At 55.5% G+C, this 16,995-nt stretch carries 12 protein-coding genes; 10 read left to right on the forward strand and 2 right to left on the reverse strand.

All coding sequences use genetic code 11. The features are described from left to right. Positions 1-4 precede the first annotated feature (4 nt). Positions 5-907: a LysR substrate-binding domain-containing protein gene (locus BV494_RS05770; RefSeq protein ID WP_104921985.1), complete on the reverse strand. Its 903-nt coding sequence runs from the start codon at positions 905-907 to the stop codon at positions 5-7. Positions 908-1,029: 122 nt separating this feature from the next. Between BV494_RS05770 and BV494_RS05775 the strand changes: the two genes are divergently transcribed. Beyond that, positions 1,030-1,644 (forward strand): FMN-dependent NADH-azoreductase, encoded by a 615-nt coding sequence (locus BV494_RS05775; protein ID WP_192938082.1) that lies wholly within the window; start codon positions 1,030-1,032, stop codon positions 1,642-1,644. 15 nt (positions 1,645-1,659) lie between these two features. On the opposite strand, the gene glgX is transcribed toward BV494_RS05775, so the two are convergent. Beyond that, positions 1,660-3,942, reverse strand: a complete 2,283-nt coding sequence (gene glgX / locus BV494_RS05780; RefSeq protein WP_104921987.1) for a glycogen debranching protein GlgX — start codon at positions 3,940-3,942, stop codon at positions 1,660-1,662. 215 nt (positions 3,943-4,157) lie between these two features. On the opposite strand from glgX, the gene BV494_RS05785 reads away from it, so the two are divergent. The 9 genes from BV494_RS05785 (at position 4,158) to BV494_RS05825 (ending at position 16,935) form a co-directional block, all read left to right on the forward strand. Beyond that, positions 4,158-5,102 carry a 2-hydroxyacid dehydrogenase gene (locus tag BV494_RS05785; protein WP_104921988.1) on the forward strand — a complete coding sequence of 315 codons (945 nt, stop codon included), beginning with the start codon at positions 4,158-4,160 and terminating at the stop codon, positions 5,100-5,102. Positions 5,103-5,286: 184 nt separating this feature from the next. After that, positions 5,287-6,240 (forward strand): HTH-type transcriptional regulator Cbl, encoded by a 954-nt coding sequence (gene cbl, locus BV494_RS05790; protein WP_104921989.1) that lies wholly within the window; start codon positions 5,287-5,289, stop codon positions 6,238-6,240. A gap of 869 nt (positions 6,241-7,109) precedes the next feature. Then, on the forward strand, positions 7,110-8,213 hold the full coding sequence (locus BV494_RS05795) for an ABC transporter ATP-binding protein (RefSeq protein WP_104921990.1): 1,104 nt from the start codon (positions 7,110-7,112) through the stop codon (positions 8,211-8,213). Positions 8,214-8,276: 63 nt separating this feature from the next. Next, positions 8,277-9,557 (forward strand): ABC transporter substrate-binding protein, encoded by a 1,281-nt coding sequence (locus tag BV494_RS05800; RefSeq protein WP_104921991.1) that lies wholly within the window; start codon positions 8,277-8,279, stop codon positions 9,555-9,557. Positions 9,558-9,566: 9 nt separating this feature from the next. Further along, positions 9,567-10,490 (forward strand): carbohydrate ABC transporter permease, encoded by a 924-nt coding sequence (locus BV494_RS05805; RefSeq protein ID WP_104921992.1) that lies wholly within the window; start codon positions 9,567-9,569, stop codon positions 10,488-10,490. Further along, complete coding sequence (locus BV494_RS05810) at positions 10,487-11,332, forward strand: carbohydrate ABC transporter permease (protein WP_192938083.1); 846 nt, start codon at positions 10,487-10,489, stop codon at positions 11,330-11,332. The genes BV494_RS05805 and BV494_RS05810 overlap by 4 nt, the downstream gene beginning before the upstream one ends. A gap of 18 nt (positions 11,333-11,350) precedes the next feature. Then, the gene (locus BV494_RS05815; protein WP_104921993.1) at positions 11,351-12,280 is read left to right on the forward strand and encodes a metallophosphoesterase; all 930 of its coding nucleotides are present in this window, start codon (positions 11,351-11,353) and stop codon (positions 12,278-12,280) included. A gap of 258 nt (positions 12,281-12,538) precedes the next feature. Beyond that, complete coding sequence (locus tag BV494_RS05820) at positions 12,539-16,630, forward strand: RHS repeat-associated core domain-containing protein (protein ID WP_104921994.1); 4,092 nt, start codon at positions 12,539-12,541, stop codon at positions 16,628-16,630. Then, positions 16,627-16,935 (forward strand): hypothetical protein, encoded by a 309-nt coding sequence (locus BV494_RS05825; protein WP_104921995.1) that lies wholly within the window; start codon positions 16,627-16,629, stop codon positions 16,933-16,935. The genes BV494_RS05820 and BV494_RS05825 overlap by 4 nt, the downstream gene beginning before the upstream one ends. The last annotated feature ends 60 nt before the right edge of the window (positions 16,936-16,995 follow it).

Below are 16,995 nucleotides of genomic sequence, written 5' to 3' on the forward strand. Positions count from 1 at the left end.
CGTTTCACAGCGTTCCGTGCAGTTTCTCCGCCAGATAATCGAGAAACACACGCAACGCTGGTGACTGGCCTTTGTGGCTGGCATACAGCGCCGAAATCTCAGACGGCGGTGTCTGCCAGTCCGGCAAAAAATAATGCAGCCTGCCGTTCGCTAAATCCTCTTTGCACGCCATTTCCGGCAACAACGCCACGCCCAGCCCGTCCACCGCCGCCTGTCGCAGCACCAGCAGATTATTGCTGATCATCTTCGGCGTTAGCGCCACTTTGCGGGCTCCTTCCTGCGGATGCGACAGTTCCCAGTGGCTCGCTGCCCACGCTGTTTTGCGCACCAAAGACGGCAGATAGCTTAGCTGTTCAACCGATGGTGCGGATGGCAACGCGCGGATAAATGCCGGGCTGGCCACCAGCGCGTAGCGCAGCAACCCGAGCGCTTTGCGGTACAGGCCGGAATCCTCCAGTGGTTCACTGTGTGAGTGCAGGGTGACGTCGAAGTTCTCCTCCAGTAAATCCACCGCCCGGTTGATCGCCAGAAGCTCCAGCTGGATATCGGGAAAACGGGTCAGAAACTCCGTCATCAGCGGCGCGACCACCATTTCTGCCATCATCACTGGCGTACAAACCCGCAGAAGCCCGCGCGGATTCTGCTGTAAATCATCAATGACCTGCCGCGCCGCCTGCGCCTGTTGCAGTAATTTCTGGCATTCAATCGCGTAGCATTCGCCCACGCTGGTCACCGAAAAATGGCGCGACGTACGTTGCAGCAAACGCACGCCGAGGCGGGTTTCCAGCGCATCAACCCGGCGGCTGAGCAGGGACTTCGACAACCCCAGCGCACGGCCTGCGGAGGTAAACCCCTGGTGTTTCACCACGGCGGCAAACAGCGCCATGTCATTGAGATCTTCATTCATCGGTGAAAAACTCCGTCGTTGCAATAATGGGACGATGTGTTGCGATATTAGATATTTTTCATTATTACAACAACGATTACCCTGTGTTCATGCCAACAAACGTAATGAAACAGGATTATCCAATGAAAATTTTACACCTCGATTCCAGCCCGTTTACCACGGGTTCTGTCACCCGCGAACTTTCCGCGATGATCGTCGCCGAACTGTGCGCCCGTCATCCCGGTGCGGTCGTGACATACCGTGATCTGGGCGTCACGCCACCGCCGCATCTTTCTGCTGCGGCCATGAGCCTGCTGCACAACGCGCAGGACGAAGTCATCACGCCGCAATTACAAACCGAACTTGACGGCATTTATCAGTCGATTGAAGAACTGACGGCCTGCGACGTGCTGGTGATTGGCGCGCCGATGTACAACCACTCAATCCCGAGCAATCTCAAAGCCTGGCTGGATCAGGTCTGCCAGAAAGGGCTGACATTCCGCTACACGCCTCAGGGCGTCATCGGGCTGATCCCCGGCAAAACGGCTTTCGTGGCGTCAAGCCGTGGCGGGGTTTACACCACAGAAGAAGGCAAGCTGCATGATTTCCAGGAGCCTTATCTGGCGTCCATTCTGGAACTGATGGGTGTGGTGAATTGCCACATTATTCGTGCGGAAGGCGTGAGCCGTCAGACGATAGGCCGTGAGAAAGGGCTGGCGCAAGGGCGCGAAACGCTGCTTCAGATTTTGAATGCCTGAAGCAGCGCGGCGGGTTTAGTTTTTGGCGGTGCTCACCAGTTCAAACAGCACAACGGTCCGCGATGTACAGATGTATTCGCGGCCAAACTCAAAGTTATGCTCGTTCACATCGTCGGGCTGGAACGTATCAAGAATATGCCGCCAGCCTTCACCGTGCGCCACGGAAGGGAGCGTAAACACGACATCTTCGTGTGAGGCGTTAAACAGCAGCAAAACCGTACTTAGCGACCCCTGACGCAGCAAACCCGTGGGTTGCGCACGACCATCGAGCAGCATCGCGATGCACTTGGCGTGCGGATCTTTCCAGGCGACGTCCGTCATTTCTTCGCCCTGCGGCTGGAACCAGCTCACATCCTTGACACCCAGTTTTTCATGCACCGCGCCGGTCAGAAAACGGCCACGGTGGAGGATCGGGAAACGCTTACGCAGGGCAATCAGCCGGTACGTAAAGAGCAGCAGCGACTGGCCTTTGTCCTCGATATTCCAGTTAACCCACGCAATTTCGGTGTCCTGACAATAGGCATTGTTATTGCCGTTTTGCGAGCGTGCAAATTCGTCCCCGGCCAGCAACATCGGCGTGCCCTGGGAAAACAGCAGCGTCGCCAGCATATTTCGCATCTGCCGCAGCCGCAGCGCATTAATGGCAGGATCATCAGTCTGACCTTCCACGCCGTAGTTGGCCGAAATATTGTTATCGCTGCCGTCTTTGCCGTTCTCGCCGTTGGCTTCGTTGTGTTTACTGGCGTAAGACACCCAGTCGTTGAGCGTGAAGCCGTCGTGCGCGGTAATAAAATTCACCGAGGCATAAGGCTTGCGCCCGCGGTGATTGAACAAATCTGCTGAGCCGGAAAGGCGGGTGGCAAACTGCGCCAGCTGGCCTTCGTCGCCGCGCCAGAATTTACGCACCGTGTCGCGGTAGCGGTCATTCCACTCCATCCAGCCCGGTGGGAAACCCCCGACCTGATAGCCGCCGGGGCCGCAATCCCAGGGTTCCGCAATCAGCTTGCACTGGCTGAGAACAGGATCCTGACGGCAGGTATCGAGAAAACCGCAGCCTTCGTCAAAACCGTAACTTTCCCGCCCGAGAATAGTGGCGAGATCGAACCGGAAGCCGTCGACCTGCATTTCTGTCGCCCAGTAACGCAGGGAATCCGTCACCATTTGCAGCACGCGTGGGTGGCTGAGATTGAGCGTATTGCCGGTGCCTGTGTCATTAATGTAATAACGTTTATTGTGCGGCATCAGGCGGTAATAGCTGGCGTTGTCGATGCCTTTAAAGGAAAGCGTCGGGCCAAGCTCATTGCCTTCCGCCGTGTGGTTGTAAACCACGTCGAGAATGACCTCAATGTTCGCCGCGTGCAGGGTGGCAATCATTTGCTTGAATTCGTTCACCGTGTGCGTCGCCATATATTGCGGGTGCGGCGCGAAGAAACTCAGCGTGTTGTAACCCCAGAAATTATGCAGCCCTTTATCCTGTAAATGCCGGTCATCGGTGAACGCATGAACCGGCATCAGCTCAACCGAGGTCACGCCCAGCGAGCGGATGTATTCCACGATGTGCGGCGTACTCATCCCCGAGAATGTCCCGCGCAAATGCTCCGGCACCGCCGGATGACGCATGGTGTAACCGCGCACATGGGTTTCATAAATCAGCGTTTTTTCCCACGGAATATGGCGTTTGCGCGAACGCGCCCAGGAAAATGCCGGATCAATCACGCGGCACTTTGGCAGAAATTCCGCGCTGTCACGGTTATCAATATGCAGATCTTTCTTCGCGCTTTGCATGTCATAGGCAAACAGCGCGTCATCCCATTTCAGTTCACCGACAATCTGTTTGGCATAAGGGTCGAGCAGTAATTTGGCCGGATTAAACCGGTGACCGTCGTGCGGCGCATAAGGCCCGTGAACGCGGTAGGCATAAAGCAGACCGGGGCGTGCGTCCGGCAGATAGCCGTGCCAGACCTCGTCGGTGTACTCGGGCAGTTCAATCACGTCGTATTGCTCACCGGCTTCATTAAACAGGCACAATTCAACCTTGGTGGCGTTGGCGGAAAACAACGCGAAGTTAACGCCCAGACCGTCCCAGGTCGCGCCGAGCGGGACGGGCAATCCTTCCCGTACGCGGGTGGTATGCCCGGAATCAAAACTGCGAACAATTTCGCCGTCGCTGTAAGGATGGATGATGCGCACGCCCAAATCGTCAACGGCGATATCAACCTGTGCGTGGGAAGGAACGGTGCGGACTTCTCCCGTCGTGGCGGTGGGTTTACTTGTCTTACCGGATCGGGCCTTTGTCATACTCGACGTCACTCCGTTTCTGGGAAATCTGACAAAAAAATTCCGAAAGAAGCCTGTCTGCGCATGTACAGGCAATATCAAGGAGTGTAGACCGGACTGGTGAAATTGACCCAAAAACCGCGAAAAGCTGTACAAGCTGAGAGGCTTCGTCAATAGTGAAAATGAAAAGCTAGCCTGCTAGTGATTATAAGAACTCATCCCCGAGGATTTCCTTTATGACCATCGCTTTGCTGAGCCACATCGACCTTGATGCGGGCTATCCTGACCGGTTTGCAGCAGCCGGATATTCCCTGCATTTCGCCACCACGCCCGAACAACGAGCTAACCTTGATCCGCAAATCGCCCGATCTATCCGCGCCATTTTAACCATAGGCACCATCGGTGTGAGCGCGGCGGAAATCGCTGCATTGCCCGCACTGGAAATTATTTGTGCGCAGGGCGTCGGCTTTGAAAATATCGATCTGGCAGCGGCAAAACAGCGCGGCATTCAGGTCACGCACGGCCCCGGCACCAACAGTTCGTCAGTTGTGGATCATACGCTGGCGCTGATGCTGGCAGTCACCCGCAGAATTCCGCAGTTCGATGCATCCGTTCGCGCCGGTGAATGGAAAAAAACACGCTGGAATGTGGACGGAATGTCCGGCAAGCGGCTGGGGATCATCGGGCTGGGAAACATCGGTGCGCTGATTGCCCGCCGCGCTGCCGGTGGGTTTGATATGGAGGTGGGGTATCACAACCGCCGTCCTCAGGAAAACAGCCCGTATCCGTATTTTCCAAACGTCACAGAACTGGCCGGCTGGGCGGATTATCTGGTCGTCGCCACGCCCGGCGGTGCCAACACCACGCGGCTGGTGAATGCAGAGGTTTTGAAAGCGCTGGGGGAAAACGGTTATCTGATTAACATTTCGCGGGGCAGCGTGGTGGACAGCGACGCGCTGATCGCCAGCCTGCAACGCCATGAAATTGCCGGAGCCGCGCTGGATGTGGTGGACGGAGAGCCGAAAGTCCCGGCAGAAATGCTGGCGCTGGATAATCTGGTACTGACGCCGCATGTAGCAGGCCGGTCGCCGGAATCCGTTGAAAATATGATGGTTCTGGTGCAGTCGAATCTGGATGCACATTTTTCAGGTCAGCCGGTCGTGACGCCGGTGCCTGAATAATCCGCCGGTTTATTTGCCGAATGTTGAGATAAAACGCCGCCTGCCGGCGTTTTTTTATGGGCGTTAAACATCCGACGGGCGCTCTATAGTCGTAAAAAGCATAAGTAACCGCTTTTTCTTATTTGTCTGGCATAGCGACAGATCGTAACAATAGGGTTTTCAGACAGAGCAGAGGCAGACAGCGGTGAATTTTCAACAACTCAAAATTATACGGGAATCCGCGCGATGCAATTACAACCTGACCGAAGTCTCGAACATGTTGTTCACTTCGCAGTCAGGCGTCAGTCGTCATATTCGCGAGCTGGAAGATGAACTGGGCGTTGAGATTTTCATCCGTCGCGGCAAGCGTCTGCTGGGGCTGACCGAGCCGGGTAAAGAACTGCTGGCCGTAGCAGAACGTATTCTCAACGAAGCGCAGAATATCCGCCGTCTGGCCGATGTGTTTTCAAAAGAAGACGCGGGCGTGCTGACCATCGCCACCACGCACACGCAGGCGCGTTACAGTTTGCCCAAAGTGATTAAAGCCTTTCGGGCGATTTATCCGGGCGTGCGGCTGGAACTTCATCAGGGTTCGCCGCAGGAAGTGCTGGCGATGTTACTGAGCGGGCAGGCCGACGTGGCCATCGCCAGCGAAAAACTGATGAATGACCCGGCGGTGGCGGCATTTCCATATTACCGCTGGCACCACGCGATTGTGGTTCCGCAAGGGCATCCGCTGACGTTGCAGCATCCGGTCACCTTACAGCATCTCAGCGAACAACCGCTGATCACTTACCGTCAGGGAATTACAGGCCGTTCCCGTCTGGATGATGCGTTCAGCCGTGCAGCGCTCACTGCGGATATCGTGCTCAGTGCGCAGGATTCTGACGTGATTAAAACCTACGTCGAACTGGGGTTAGGTGTGGGGATCCTGGCGGATAAAGCCTTTGAAGCCGCGCGTGACACCGGGCTTCAGCTGATTAACGCCGAGCATCTGTTCGAAGGCAACACCGTCTGGCTGGGGCTTAAAAAAGCGCAGTTGCAGAGAAACTACGTCTGGCGGTTTATCGAACTGTGTAACCCTGGGTTGTCGGTGAATGAGATCAAGGAGAAGGTGTTTGCGGTGGGGGATGAGCCGGTGATTGACTATCAGATTTGATGGTATGAGGCGTCATACAGGCGCCTGATAATTCAACTTTCAACTTTCAACTTTCAACTTTCAACTTTCAACTTTCAACTTTCAACTTCAAGACCTTGGGCTCGCCGCCCAAACTGGCCCAAAGGGCGCGTTAACGCGCGCGCCCTCTGGACACCCGCGCTCTTTAACTGCGCGCTATCGCTTGTAAAGTATGTTTCAGCAACTCCGGCTAGTGCCGCAAACGCCGCCGCTGCGCGGTGCTCTCGTTTCGGGTTCGAACCTGCTCGAAAACAGACTCTCGCCGTTTCTCACCACTCACTCAACGTCGTTCTGAAAGCGGCCAGAGGCTTTTTAGTTCGCAACCTTACTGCTGGTTGTTTTTAATAAAATGAGTTGCCGTTTTCACAAAAGGTTAAGTAAGAAAACTGAATGACTTTGAATTTAGATAATCCTCCAGCCGCTTTCAGAAAGCTTGCTGAATGAGTGTTTCGAGACCGAAAGGCTCGAAGACCGAAATGAAGGAACCGCGTAGCGGCAAGTTTTCGCGGCAATAATTGTGGCTGCTGAAAAATAGCCAGCCAGCGGCAGCGCGTGTTGGAAAAAAGCGTGGGAGATCAAAGAGGGAGGCGCTTTCCTCCCTCTTTGTCGGTTTCGGCGCAGTGAGTTAAGTGATCACCGTAATTGAGAAACCGAAACTTCCTCGATCCCGCCATCACGGCGAGTGAGAAACCGAAACTTTCTCGGTCAAGCCATCAATGCAATTGAAAAACAGAAATTTTCTCGATCATAGTTCCAGCGCTTCACTGCAAGTGAAAAAAAACCGAATTTCATAAAAGCGTCATTTAAGCCCGTTAGGTTATGCCCATCACCGGCAGAGACGGGCAACAAACATGAGTTATGTATCACTCCATCACATCCACAAAACCTGGGGCAATAAAATTGCGCTCGACGACATCAGTTTTGATGTGGAAGAAGGCGAATTTATTGCGCTGCTGGGGCCTTCCGGCTGCGGGAAATCCACCATGTTGCGCACGATTGCCGGGCTGGAATCAGCCGACAGCGGGGCGATTTATTTCCAGCAATCCGACGTCACCGCGCTGACGCCGTCGCAGCGCAAACTGTCGATGGTGTTTCAGTCCTATGCATTATTTCCACACATGAGCGTGCGGGAAAACCTGCTGTTCGGGCTGCGGGCGCGTGGCGAAGATAAGCGGCAATTTGCTTCGCGGCTGGCGGACGTCAGCCGGCTGATGGAGCTGGAACCGCTGCTGGACAGATTGCCATCGCAGCTTTCGGGCGGGCAGCAGCAACGCGTGGCGCTCGGGCGGGCGGTGATCGCCAATAACCGGCTGTGCCTGATGGATGAACCGCTGTCCAATCTCGACGCCAAGCTGCGTCAGAGTATGCGCCGCGAAATCCGGGCGATTCAGAAAAAACTCGGCCTGACGATGGTGTATGTCACCCACGATCAGACTGAAGCGATGAGCATGGCGGATAAAATCATTCTGCTTAACGACGGTCGCATCGAACAGCACGACACGCCGGACAATCTCTACAACAACCCGGAAAGCATTTTTGCTGCGCAATTTATCGGTGCGCCGCCGATGAATATCCTGCCGCTGACGCGTCGCGGTGAACATCATTATCTCGCCGCCATGCCGGTTCCTGTGGTGGAAATGCCGGGTGACGCTTCGCTCAGCCTGGGGCTGCGCGCCGAAGATATTCAGCTGACCGATGCCACGCAGGCGGGGCTGACGGCACAGGTTGTCAGCCACGAATACATGGGCGCGGATACGCTGGTGGTGTGTTCACTCGCCGGTGCCGCAGAGCCGCTGACCGTCAAAGTGGCCGGCATGAAGCGTTTTGCCGAAGGCCAGCCGGTCGGGCTGCAATGGCTGACCAGCGCACAATATTTTTTCTTCACGACGGGCGGAAAACGCTGTTATGACGCGGAGGAATTTTGTATGCCCTCCGGTCAGAGAGTTGCCGTCTAGCGGCCATTTATCGTCGTGAACGTATTTTTTACTCTTACTACAACACTTGCCGAAGGGAAAACCATGTCACTTGTTCATCGCTTTTCACGCCTTGCTACCGCTGTTTTGCTGATCACCGGAACCTCTGCTTTTGCGGCCGATCCGGTGAAATTACAGATGTATTACCCGATTGCCGTGGGCGGAAAAATCAGCCATACGGTCGATACGCTGGTGGAAGATTTTCAGAAAACGCACCCGGATATCAGCATTCAGCCGGTGTACACCGGAGATTACGCAACGACGGTAACCAAAGCACTGACCGCGTTTCGCGGGGGCAATGCGCCGCAAATCGCGGTGATCGGCGACATCGAAGCTTATTCCCTGATTGATGCGGGCGCGATTGTGCCGGTGAGCGATCTCGCCAATGACGCGGAAGGGAAAAAGTGGATCGACGGCTTCTATCCGGCCTTTATCCGTCACATTCAGGACAAAGTCTGGAGCATTCCGTTCCAGCGTTCGACGGTGGTGTTGTACTGGAATAAACAGGCGTTTGAGAAAGCCGGTCTGAACGGCGACACGCCGCCGGCCAACTGGCAGCAGGTCGTGGATTTTGGTAAGAAACTGGTGGTACGCGACGGCAACGACGTCAAACAGTGGGGCATCGAAATCCCTTCTACGCCAAACGGTTACTGGAACTTCCAGGGCATTGCCGCCACCAACGGCAGCCATCTGGATAACGGCAAAGGCACCGCTGTCACATTTGACACACCGGCCAACGTGGAAGCGCTGCAATGGCTGACCGATCTGGCGCAGAAAGACGCGGTTTCCCCGAAAGGCGCGATTGCCTGGGGCACCACGCCGCAGGATTTCATCGACGGCAAAACGGCCATGATGGTGACCACCACCGGCAACCTGACGACGGTGCGTGACAACGCGAAATTCCCGTTTGGTGTAGCGATGCTGCCGGAGAAAACCCAGCGCGGCAGCCCGACCGGCGGCGGCAATTTGTATGTTTTCAAAAACGCGACGCCTGAGCAGCAGAAAGCGGCAATGGAGTTCATCCGCTGGGTGTCCGCCCCGGAACAGGCGGCACGCTGGAGCATCGCGACCGGTTATGTCGCGACGTCGCCAGCCGCGTGGGAAACGACGGTGATGCAGGATTATGTGAAAAAGGTTCCGCAGGCGCTGGTGGCCCGTGAGCAGCTGAAATACTCGCAGCCGGAACTCTCGACCTACAACAGCGTGCAGATTCAGGAGCTGATGAACCATGCAATCGAAGCGGCGGTGACGCAGGCGAAAACGCCAGCCGACGCGCTCAGTTCTGCCCAAAAACAGGCTGACCGTCTGTTGAAACCGTATCAGTAAGGCTCGCGAATGAGCATTCCTCACAGCACGCTTCACGCTGTTGCCCCGGCAGCCCGCACACGCGGGTTGTCTTTGCAGATTTACGGCTATCTGCTGATCTTGCCTGCGCTCTGTTTTTTGCTGCTGTTTACCCACTATCCGGCGCTGGCGACTATCTGGGAAAGCGTGTTCAGCGCCGCACGCAGCGGGCATCCGGCGCAGTTTGTCGGGCTGGATAACTACCGCGCGCTGCTTGATGACGACACGTTTATGCTGGCGCTGCGCAACAATCTGCTTTACGCGGTGATCACCATTCCTCTGTCGGTCGCGCTGGCGCTGATGATGGCGCTGGCGGTCAACCGCCGTTTGCGCGGCAACGCGATTATTCGCGCGGCGTTTTTCATTCCTTCTTTACTACCGATGGTGGCGATCGCTAATCTCTGGCTGTTTTTCTATACACCGCAGCTCGGGTTGCTCAACAAACTGATGGCGCTGTTTTCGCTGCCCGCCGTGAACTGGCTCGGCGAACCGGGCACCGCGCTTTACAGCCTGATGGTGGTGTCCGTCTGGCGCGAAGCCGGGTTCTTTATGATTTTTTATCTCGCGGCATTGCAGCAAATCGATCCGCGTCTGGCTGAGGCCGCAGAAATAGAAGGGGCGTCGCGCCGCTACTTTTTCCGTCGGGTGCAATGGCCGCTGCTGATGCCGACCACGCTGTTTATCCTGATCAATGCCTCGATGAACGCTTTCCGCATCGTGGATCAGGTGATTGCGATGACCAACGGCGGACCGAATAACAGCACAAGTTTGCTGCTGTTTTATATCTACCGCACCGCGTTCAGCTACTGGGATTTGCCGTATGCCTCGGCGATGACCGTGGTGTTGCTGGTGATTCTTGCCTCGATTGCGCTGATTAAATTCAATCTGCTGGATAAAAGGACGCATTACCAATGAGCAGCCTGACGATGACGTTAACGCCAGCGCGGCCGTTTTCCGCTGGCCGTCTGTGCCTGAATATCGCCATCTGGCTGGCGGCGTTTTTGTGGTTTTTGCCGGTGCTGGTGTCGGTCTGGGTCGCCATTCATCCGGCGTCTGAGCAGGGGAGTTTTTCGCTGTTTGCGCCCCTGACTTTGCAGAATTTTATCAACGCCTGGGAAGCCGCGCCGTTCGGACGCTATTTCCTCAACACCACGCTGCTGGTGCTGATGATTGTGGTCTGCCAGCTGATTCTGGCGACGCTCGCCGCCTACGCGCTGGTGCGGTTTAAACTCCAAGGTGCCGGGATCATTTTTGCGCTGGTGCTTTTGCAGCTGATGATCAGCCCCGACGTTTTGATCCTCAATAACTACAAAACGATCGGCGCGCTCGGCCTGCGCGACAGTTTGCTCGGAATTGCGCTGCCGTATTTCGCTTCGGCGTTTGCCATTTTCCTGCTGCGCCAGACGTTCCGAAGCATTCCGCTGGTGCTCGAAGAAGCCGCGATTGTCGAAGGGGCCAGCCGTTTTTACATTCTGCGCAAAATCTACATTCCGCTGGCGAAGCCGGTGTACGTAGCGTTTGCGCTGGTGTCGGTAAGTTTCCACTGGAACGATTTCCTCTGGCCGCTGGTGATCACCGATTCCGTGAAAGTGCGGCCGATTACCGTCGGGCTACAGCTGTTTTCTGCACCGGAACAGGGCGTGCAGTGGGCGCTGATCGGCGCGGCAACGCTGATGACGGTGCTGCCGTTACTCGCGTTATTCCTTATTTTTCAACGTCAGTTCGTCCAATCCTTTATGCGGGCTGGGATTCGATAAGAACAACCGGAGCATATTATGACCGTGATCACTTCATCTCCTTTGTTATCGGAAGCGCAGGAACAGGCTCTGGGCAACGTGAGTGCTTTGTATCAGTTGCCGGATATGCATGACGCGGCGGTTTCAGGCGTCAGGCTGCGTTTCGGGCTGATTGCGGACCCGCAATACGCCGATGCCGACGTTCAAAAAGAGCGTTATTACCGCAACAGCCTGAATAAACTGGCGACAGCGATTAATGAGCTTAATGATTTAAAGCTCGATTTCGTGGTCACGCTGGGCGACCTGGTGGATCGCGACTGGAGCAGTTATCAGGCGGTGCTGGCGCGCTACGAGGCGTTGCGCCATCCGCACGCCGTGCTTATCGGTAACCACGATGCGCAGGTGATTTCACAACATCTGGCGGCGCAGTCTCCTGCGCTCGGATTGCCTAAAAGTTATTATCAGTTCAGCCTGCCGGGCTACCGTTTTCTGGTGATTGACGGCAACGACGTCAGTTTGTACTGCAATCACGCCAACGGCGAAGACCGTCAGCTGGCAGAATTTATGCTCGATGAACTGACCGAGTGCCAGCAGTCGCAGGCGCAGCCGTGGAACGGTGCGGTAGGGCGCAAACAGCTGGAATGGATTGAGCAAAACCTGAAACAGGCGCGCGCGCAGGGCGAAACGGTGCTGGTATTCGGCCATTACCCGCTGACGCCAGTGAACTCGCATAATCTGTGGAACTGCGAAACGCTGGTGGAATTGCTGTGCCGCTATAACGTGCGCGCCTACTTCGCCGGGCACGATCACCGCGGGGGCTACGACCGCGTGGAGAATACCGATTTTATTACGCTCAAAGGGATGGTCGACGGGGAAAGCAGCCTGCCATTTTCATCCGTCACGCTGACCGGTGACGTACTGACGATCACAGGATACGGGCCGGAAGTGAGCAGGGTGTTGAGTTTTTGATTTAAGCTAAGTCAATATTCTGGTTGCTCAGTGTTCATCAAAACGCCCTGACAAAATGTCGGGGCGTTTTTTTATCTGCACCCCTTCACTTTTTCTGCTTTCCCCACACCTGTGAACCGCCTCACAACGCACTTCCCTTTTAACGTTTAGCTTCGTTCATCTGATTGATTTATTTGTATTTATTCCGTGAATGCAACGATAAACATCTCACCTTCAAATCAATCATTCCACGGACGCCTGACCTAAAAGGATTTGCTCATGACCGGATTCCCTGCCGCCCGACAGTTCGATAACACCGCCATCGGCGGCCCGATTGTCCAAGGTTCCCTCGGTGTAATGATTGGCGCGCCGACCGGCGTGGCGTGTTCGGTGTGCCCCGGCGGTGTGGTGGTAGGTAACCCCGTTAACCCATCCCTCGGTGCCAAAGTCCTGCCCGGCGAGACCGATATCGCGCTGCCCGCGTCGCTGCCTTTCGTCCTTTCGCGCAGCTACAGTAGCAACAAAACCGGCACGCCCGCGGCGGTCGGGATGTTCGGCCCCGGCTGGACGGCGGCGGCAGATATCCGTCTGCAAATCCGCGCGGACGAACTCATCCTTAACGACAATGCCGGACGCAGCATTCATTTCCACCTCCTTCCGCCCGGCCAGATTGCCTTCAGCCACAGCGAAAATCTCTGGCTGGCGCGCGGCGGTGCGGATAAGCAAACCGGGGCGCATCCGCTCAGCAAGCTCTGGCAGGCGCTGCCGGAGGAACTGCGCAACAGCCCGCATTACTATTTTGTCGCCAATGATGCCACCGGGCCGTGGTGGATTTTAGGCTGCGTGCAGTTGCCCGAAACTGCGGAAGACGTGCTGCCGCGCCCGCTGCCCGCCAGCCGGTTATTGCTCGGGCTGACCGACCGGTTCGGTAACAGACTCAGTTATCATCGCGATACTGAAGGGGAATTCGCCGGGCAGATTACCGGCGTCACCGACAGCGTCGGGCGGCGTTTCCGCCTTGAACTGATGACGCTGCCGGACTTCAAACCCGCGCTGAATAACGGCTGGGGTTCTGATTGTGGCGTGCGGCTTTCCGCCGTCTGGCTGACGAAAGATTTAGCGTTTCCGGACTTGCCGACAAAACCTCTGGTGCGCTACGACTACACGCCACGCGGCGAGCTGAAAACCGTTTATGACCGTTCAGGTGAAATTGTCCGGGAGTTCGACTGGCATCAGGAACTGAGCGGCACCGGCCTGATGGTTGCCCACCGCTACGCCGGACGCCCGGCATCCCGCTACGTGTACGATGCGTCAGGAAAAGTCATTTCACAGGTCAATCCCGGCGGATTATCTTACAAATTTGAATACACCAAAAACCAGACCCGCGTCACCGACAGCCTCGGACGTCTGCGCGTCTATCATTTCGAAGGTGAGCAAGGGCTTCGCCGCGTAGTCAGACTGGAGCAGGCCGACGGCAGCGCTATAGAGAGTAAATTTAATAACCGCGGCCAGCTGATATCCCAGACCGACGTCTCCGGGCGCACCACCGAATTTCATATCAACCCGGCCAATGGCACGCTGGGCGCGATTTTGCATCCGGGCGGCGAAAAGCGCAGCCAGTTCAACTACAACAAACAAGGGCAGCTGGTTTGCAGCACCGCGCCGGACGGACGCCGCGTGAGCAGGGAATATGATGCACTGGGGCGTCTGACCGCTGACACCGACGCCCTGCACCAGACCCGTCGCTATCATTACGCAGACGATAAAAGCGCGCAGCCGTGCGCCACCGAAGACGCGGCGGGCGGGCGTCAGGCGCTGGAATGGAATGCGGCAGGCTTGCTGGAAAGTTTTACTGACTGCTCCGGTTTCAAAACGATTTACCGCTACAACCGCGACGGTCAGCCGCTGGAAATCCTGCACGAAGAAGGAATGAAAACCCGCTTTACATACGATGCGCGCGGGCGTCGGATTTCGCGTGAGGACAGCGCCGGACTTGTCACCCGCTGGGAATACAACACGGCGGGCGACGTCATCACCGTCACCCGACCGGACGGCAGCCAGAGCACGCAGATTTACGATGAGCGCGGCAATCCAACCACACAGAACGAAGGCGGGCTGACCCGTCAGACTGAATTCGACAGCGCCGGAAGGTTATCGAGACTCGTCAACGAAAACGGCGCTGACACGAAATTCAGCTACGACGTCATGGACCGGCTGATTCAGGAGGTTGGTTTCGACGGGCGCGTACAGAGTTATCAGTACAACGCCGCCGGTCAGCTAATCCGCAGCGACGACGCCGGGCTGATGACGCACTGGCATTACGATGACGAAGGCCACCTTATCCGCCAGCAGCGTCCGGAAACAAAAGACGGCCCGGACGACGTGCTGTGGCAATATGACGCCGCCGGACGCGTCACCGAAACCGCCCACCGCAGCGAGACCCATCTGGTCAGCGTGCGCTTCCAGTACGACGCGAATGACAACCTGAACGGCGAGCGGCAGATTATCCGCAACGCCCGCGGCGACCTGCTGTGGCAGCACACCGCGGTGCGGGGTTTTGACGTGCGCGGCTTTGAATCCGCCGTCCGCTACGACGGCCTGCCGGAAATCCGCTGGCAAACTTACGGCCCCGGCCATCTTCTGGGCGTAAAACTCGGCGATGAGGTGCTGCTGGAATTCACCCGCGACAGGCTTCACCGCGAAACCACCCGCCGGTTTAGCGACGGCTGGCAGAGTGAAAATACCTATTCACTCACCGGACAGCTCGCCGCGCAGCACACGCCAGACGTCGGCCACCCGAACCTGAAACGCCATTATCACTACAACGCCGCCGGTCAGATGACGCAGATGACCACCGGCCTCGGCGACCATCATTACGCCTACACCCCGGCAGGACGACTGAACAGCGTCAGTTCGCCGGACGGCTTTCTCGCCACCTTCACCGACGCCGCCGGTAACCGCAACTGTACGCACCCCGACCTGAATACGCCGCTGGCCGACACGCTGCCGGTCTGGTATCACAACCGCATCCAGCGCGACGAAAGGTACATTTATGAACACGACAAATTTGGCAACCTGACGGAAAAACGCCCGTACCGCGCCGGCTGGCGGGAGGCACCGCGCGGCGCCATCAGCCATTTTGCCTACGACCAGGCGCACCGGCTGACGCGTCTGACAATGGAAGAAGACGGCCAGATTCAGACGCAGGCGCGCTATATCTATGACCCGCTCGGGCGGCGCGTCGGCAAACACGTCACGCAAATCAATCCGCAGTCCGGCGAAACAGAAACCCAGAACATCTGGTTCGGCTGGGACGGCGACCGGCTGGTGCTGACCGAAAACCGCGACACCCAGCTTCACACGATTTATCACCCGAACAGCTTCGTCCCGCTGCTGCGCGCCGAACACGCGCGCATGGAGGACAGCCACCGCTCGCTGGCAGAAAAGCTCGAAGAGGAAAACGGCAGCGCGTTGCCGAACGAACTCCATCTGCGCCTGAATGAAATCGAAAAGGACATCCGTAAAAACCACCTCAGCGACGACAACCAGCAGTGGCTGGACGCCGTCGGCCTTAAAGCCGAAAACCTCGCGTTGTGGCTCGATCCGATGCCGCAGGGTGACGCGCTGAAAATTCACCTCTATCACTGCGACCACCTCGGCACACCCATTGCGCTGATTAATCACAAAACCAGCAAAGTCGAATGGAGCGCGGTCATGGACGTCTGGGGCAACGCGGTCGATATTTTCAACCCGTACAAACTGCGCCAGCCGATAAGAATGCAGGGGCAACATTACGACGAGGAATCGGGGCTGCATTACAACCGTCACCGTTATTATGACCCGATGCAGGGAAGATATATTACGCAGGATCCGATTGGGTTGAGAGGGGGGTGGAATTTATATGCATATCCACTGGATCCTGTTCTGGGAAGGGATCCTTTGGGTCTCGAAACTAACCAATTTGAAAGTGCAGATAAGGCTGCGCTATATGCGATAAGGATGTGTAACGCAGATTCAATTTCAGAAAATAAAGAGTTTGGGGGTTTAATTTGCAAGAATAGGCAAGGCTATTTCTCTACAGCACCAGTGAAAGGAACCAATGCTGGAGTTAATCCATATTCGGCAGCTTGTCCGAAAGAGAGTGATAATGTGGGTGTTTATCATACTCATGGGTATTATTCTGATAAGTTCGGAAATATAACTTTAAAGAAAAATGATTTTTATGACACATTGCACTTCTCTGAAAAAGACAAAGATAGTGCAAACTACTTTTCTAAAGGTAAGAGCGAGTTTTCATCTTACTTAGGGAAACCAGACAATACCTATTCAAAATACAATCCAAAATCTGAAAAGATAAGTGATATAAAATGATTCCTTTCAACGGATTTATCACTGTTACATTGTTGATTTCTTGTTGTGCGAATGCGGAAACTTTAACATTAAACTATGATGAAATAATAGCGGTAAATTTAATGGTTAACGATCTGGCCGAAAGAGGAATTTCAATTGCAGACTACAAGTCAATCATTGAGAATAATGAAAAGACTATAGAAATTGCTCTCGTTAAAGATAATCAACCAATTGAGTTTCAAGGTGGAGGCGATATGGAGTTAAAATACATAATTAGTAAAAAAAGAAAAAAGATAATCTTATTCAAAAAAACTTTTGGTAAATGAACGATGATTTTTCAAATTTTTCTCAGAAGCAAGGTGCCGCTATTTTAAATGAACTTTCTT

The sequence above is a fragment of the Rahnella sikkimica genome (genome assembly GCF_002951615.1).
Lineage (GTDB): Bacteria > Pseudomonadota > Gammaproteobacteria > Enterobacterales > Enterobacteriaceae > Rahnella > Rahnella sikkimica.

Excerpts from the sequence above, each read along its gene's own strand:
- BV494_RS05770 (WP_104921985.1), bottom strand. The coding sequence starts at position 907 with ATGAATGAAGATCTCAATGACATGGCGCTGTTTGCCGCCGTGGTGAAA.
- BV494_RS05775 (WP_192938082.1), top strand. The coding sequence starts at position 1,030 with ATGAAAATTTTACACCTCGATTCCAGCCCGTTTACCACGGGTTCTGTC.
- glgX (WP_104921987.1), bottom strand. The coding sequence starts at position 3,942 with ATGACAAAGGCCCGATCCGGTAAGACAAGTAAACCCACCGCCACGACG.
- BV494_RS05785 (WP_104921988.1), top strand. The coding sequence starts at position 4,158 with ATGACCATCGCTTTGCTGAGCCACATCGACCTTGATGCGGGCTATCCT.
- BV494_RS05795 (WP_104921990.1), top strand. The coding sequence starts at position 7,110 with ATGAGTTATGTATCACTCCATCACATCCACAAAACCTGGGGCAATAAA.
- BV494_RS05800 (WP_104921991.1), top strand. The coding sequence starts at position 8,277 with ATGTCACTTGTTCATCGCTTTTCACGCCTTGCTACCGCTGTTTTGCTG.
- BV494_RS05805 (WP_104921992.1), top strand. The coding sequence starts at position 9,567 with ATGAGCATTCCTCACAGCACGCTTCACGCTGTTGCCCCGGCAGCCCGC.
- BV494_RS05810 (WP_192938083.1), top strand. The coding sequence starts at position 10,487 with ATGAGCAGCCTGACGATGACGTTAACGCCAGCGCGGCCGTTTTCCGCT.
- BV494_RS05815 (WP_104921993.1), top strand. The coding sequence starts at position 11,351 with ATGACCGTGATCACTTCATCTCCTTTGTTATCGGAAGCGCAGGAACAG.
- BV494_RS05820 (WP_104921994.1), top strand. The coding sequence starts at position 12,539 with ATGACCGGATTCCCTGCCGCCCGACAGTTCGATAACACCGCCATCGGC.
- BV494_RS05825 (WP_104921995.1), top strand. The coding sequence starts at position 16,627 with ATGATTCCTTTCAACGGATTTATCACTGTTACATTGTTGATTTCTTGT.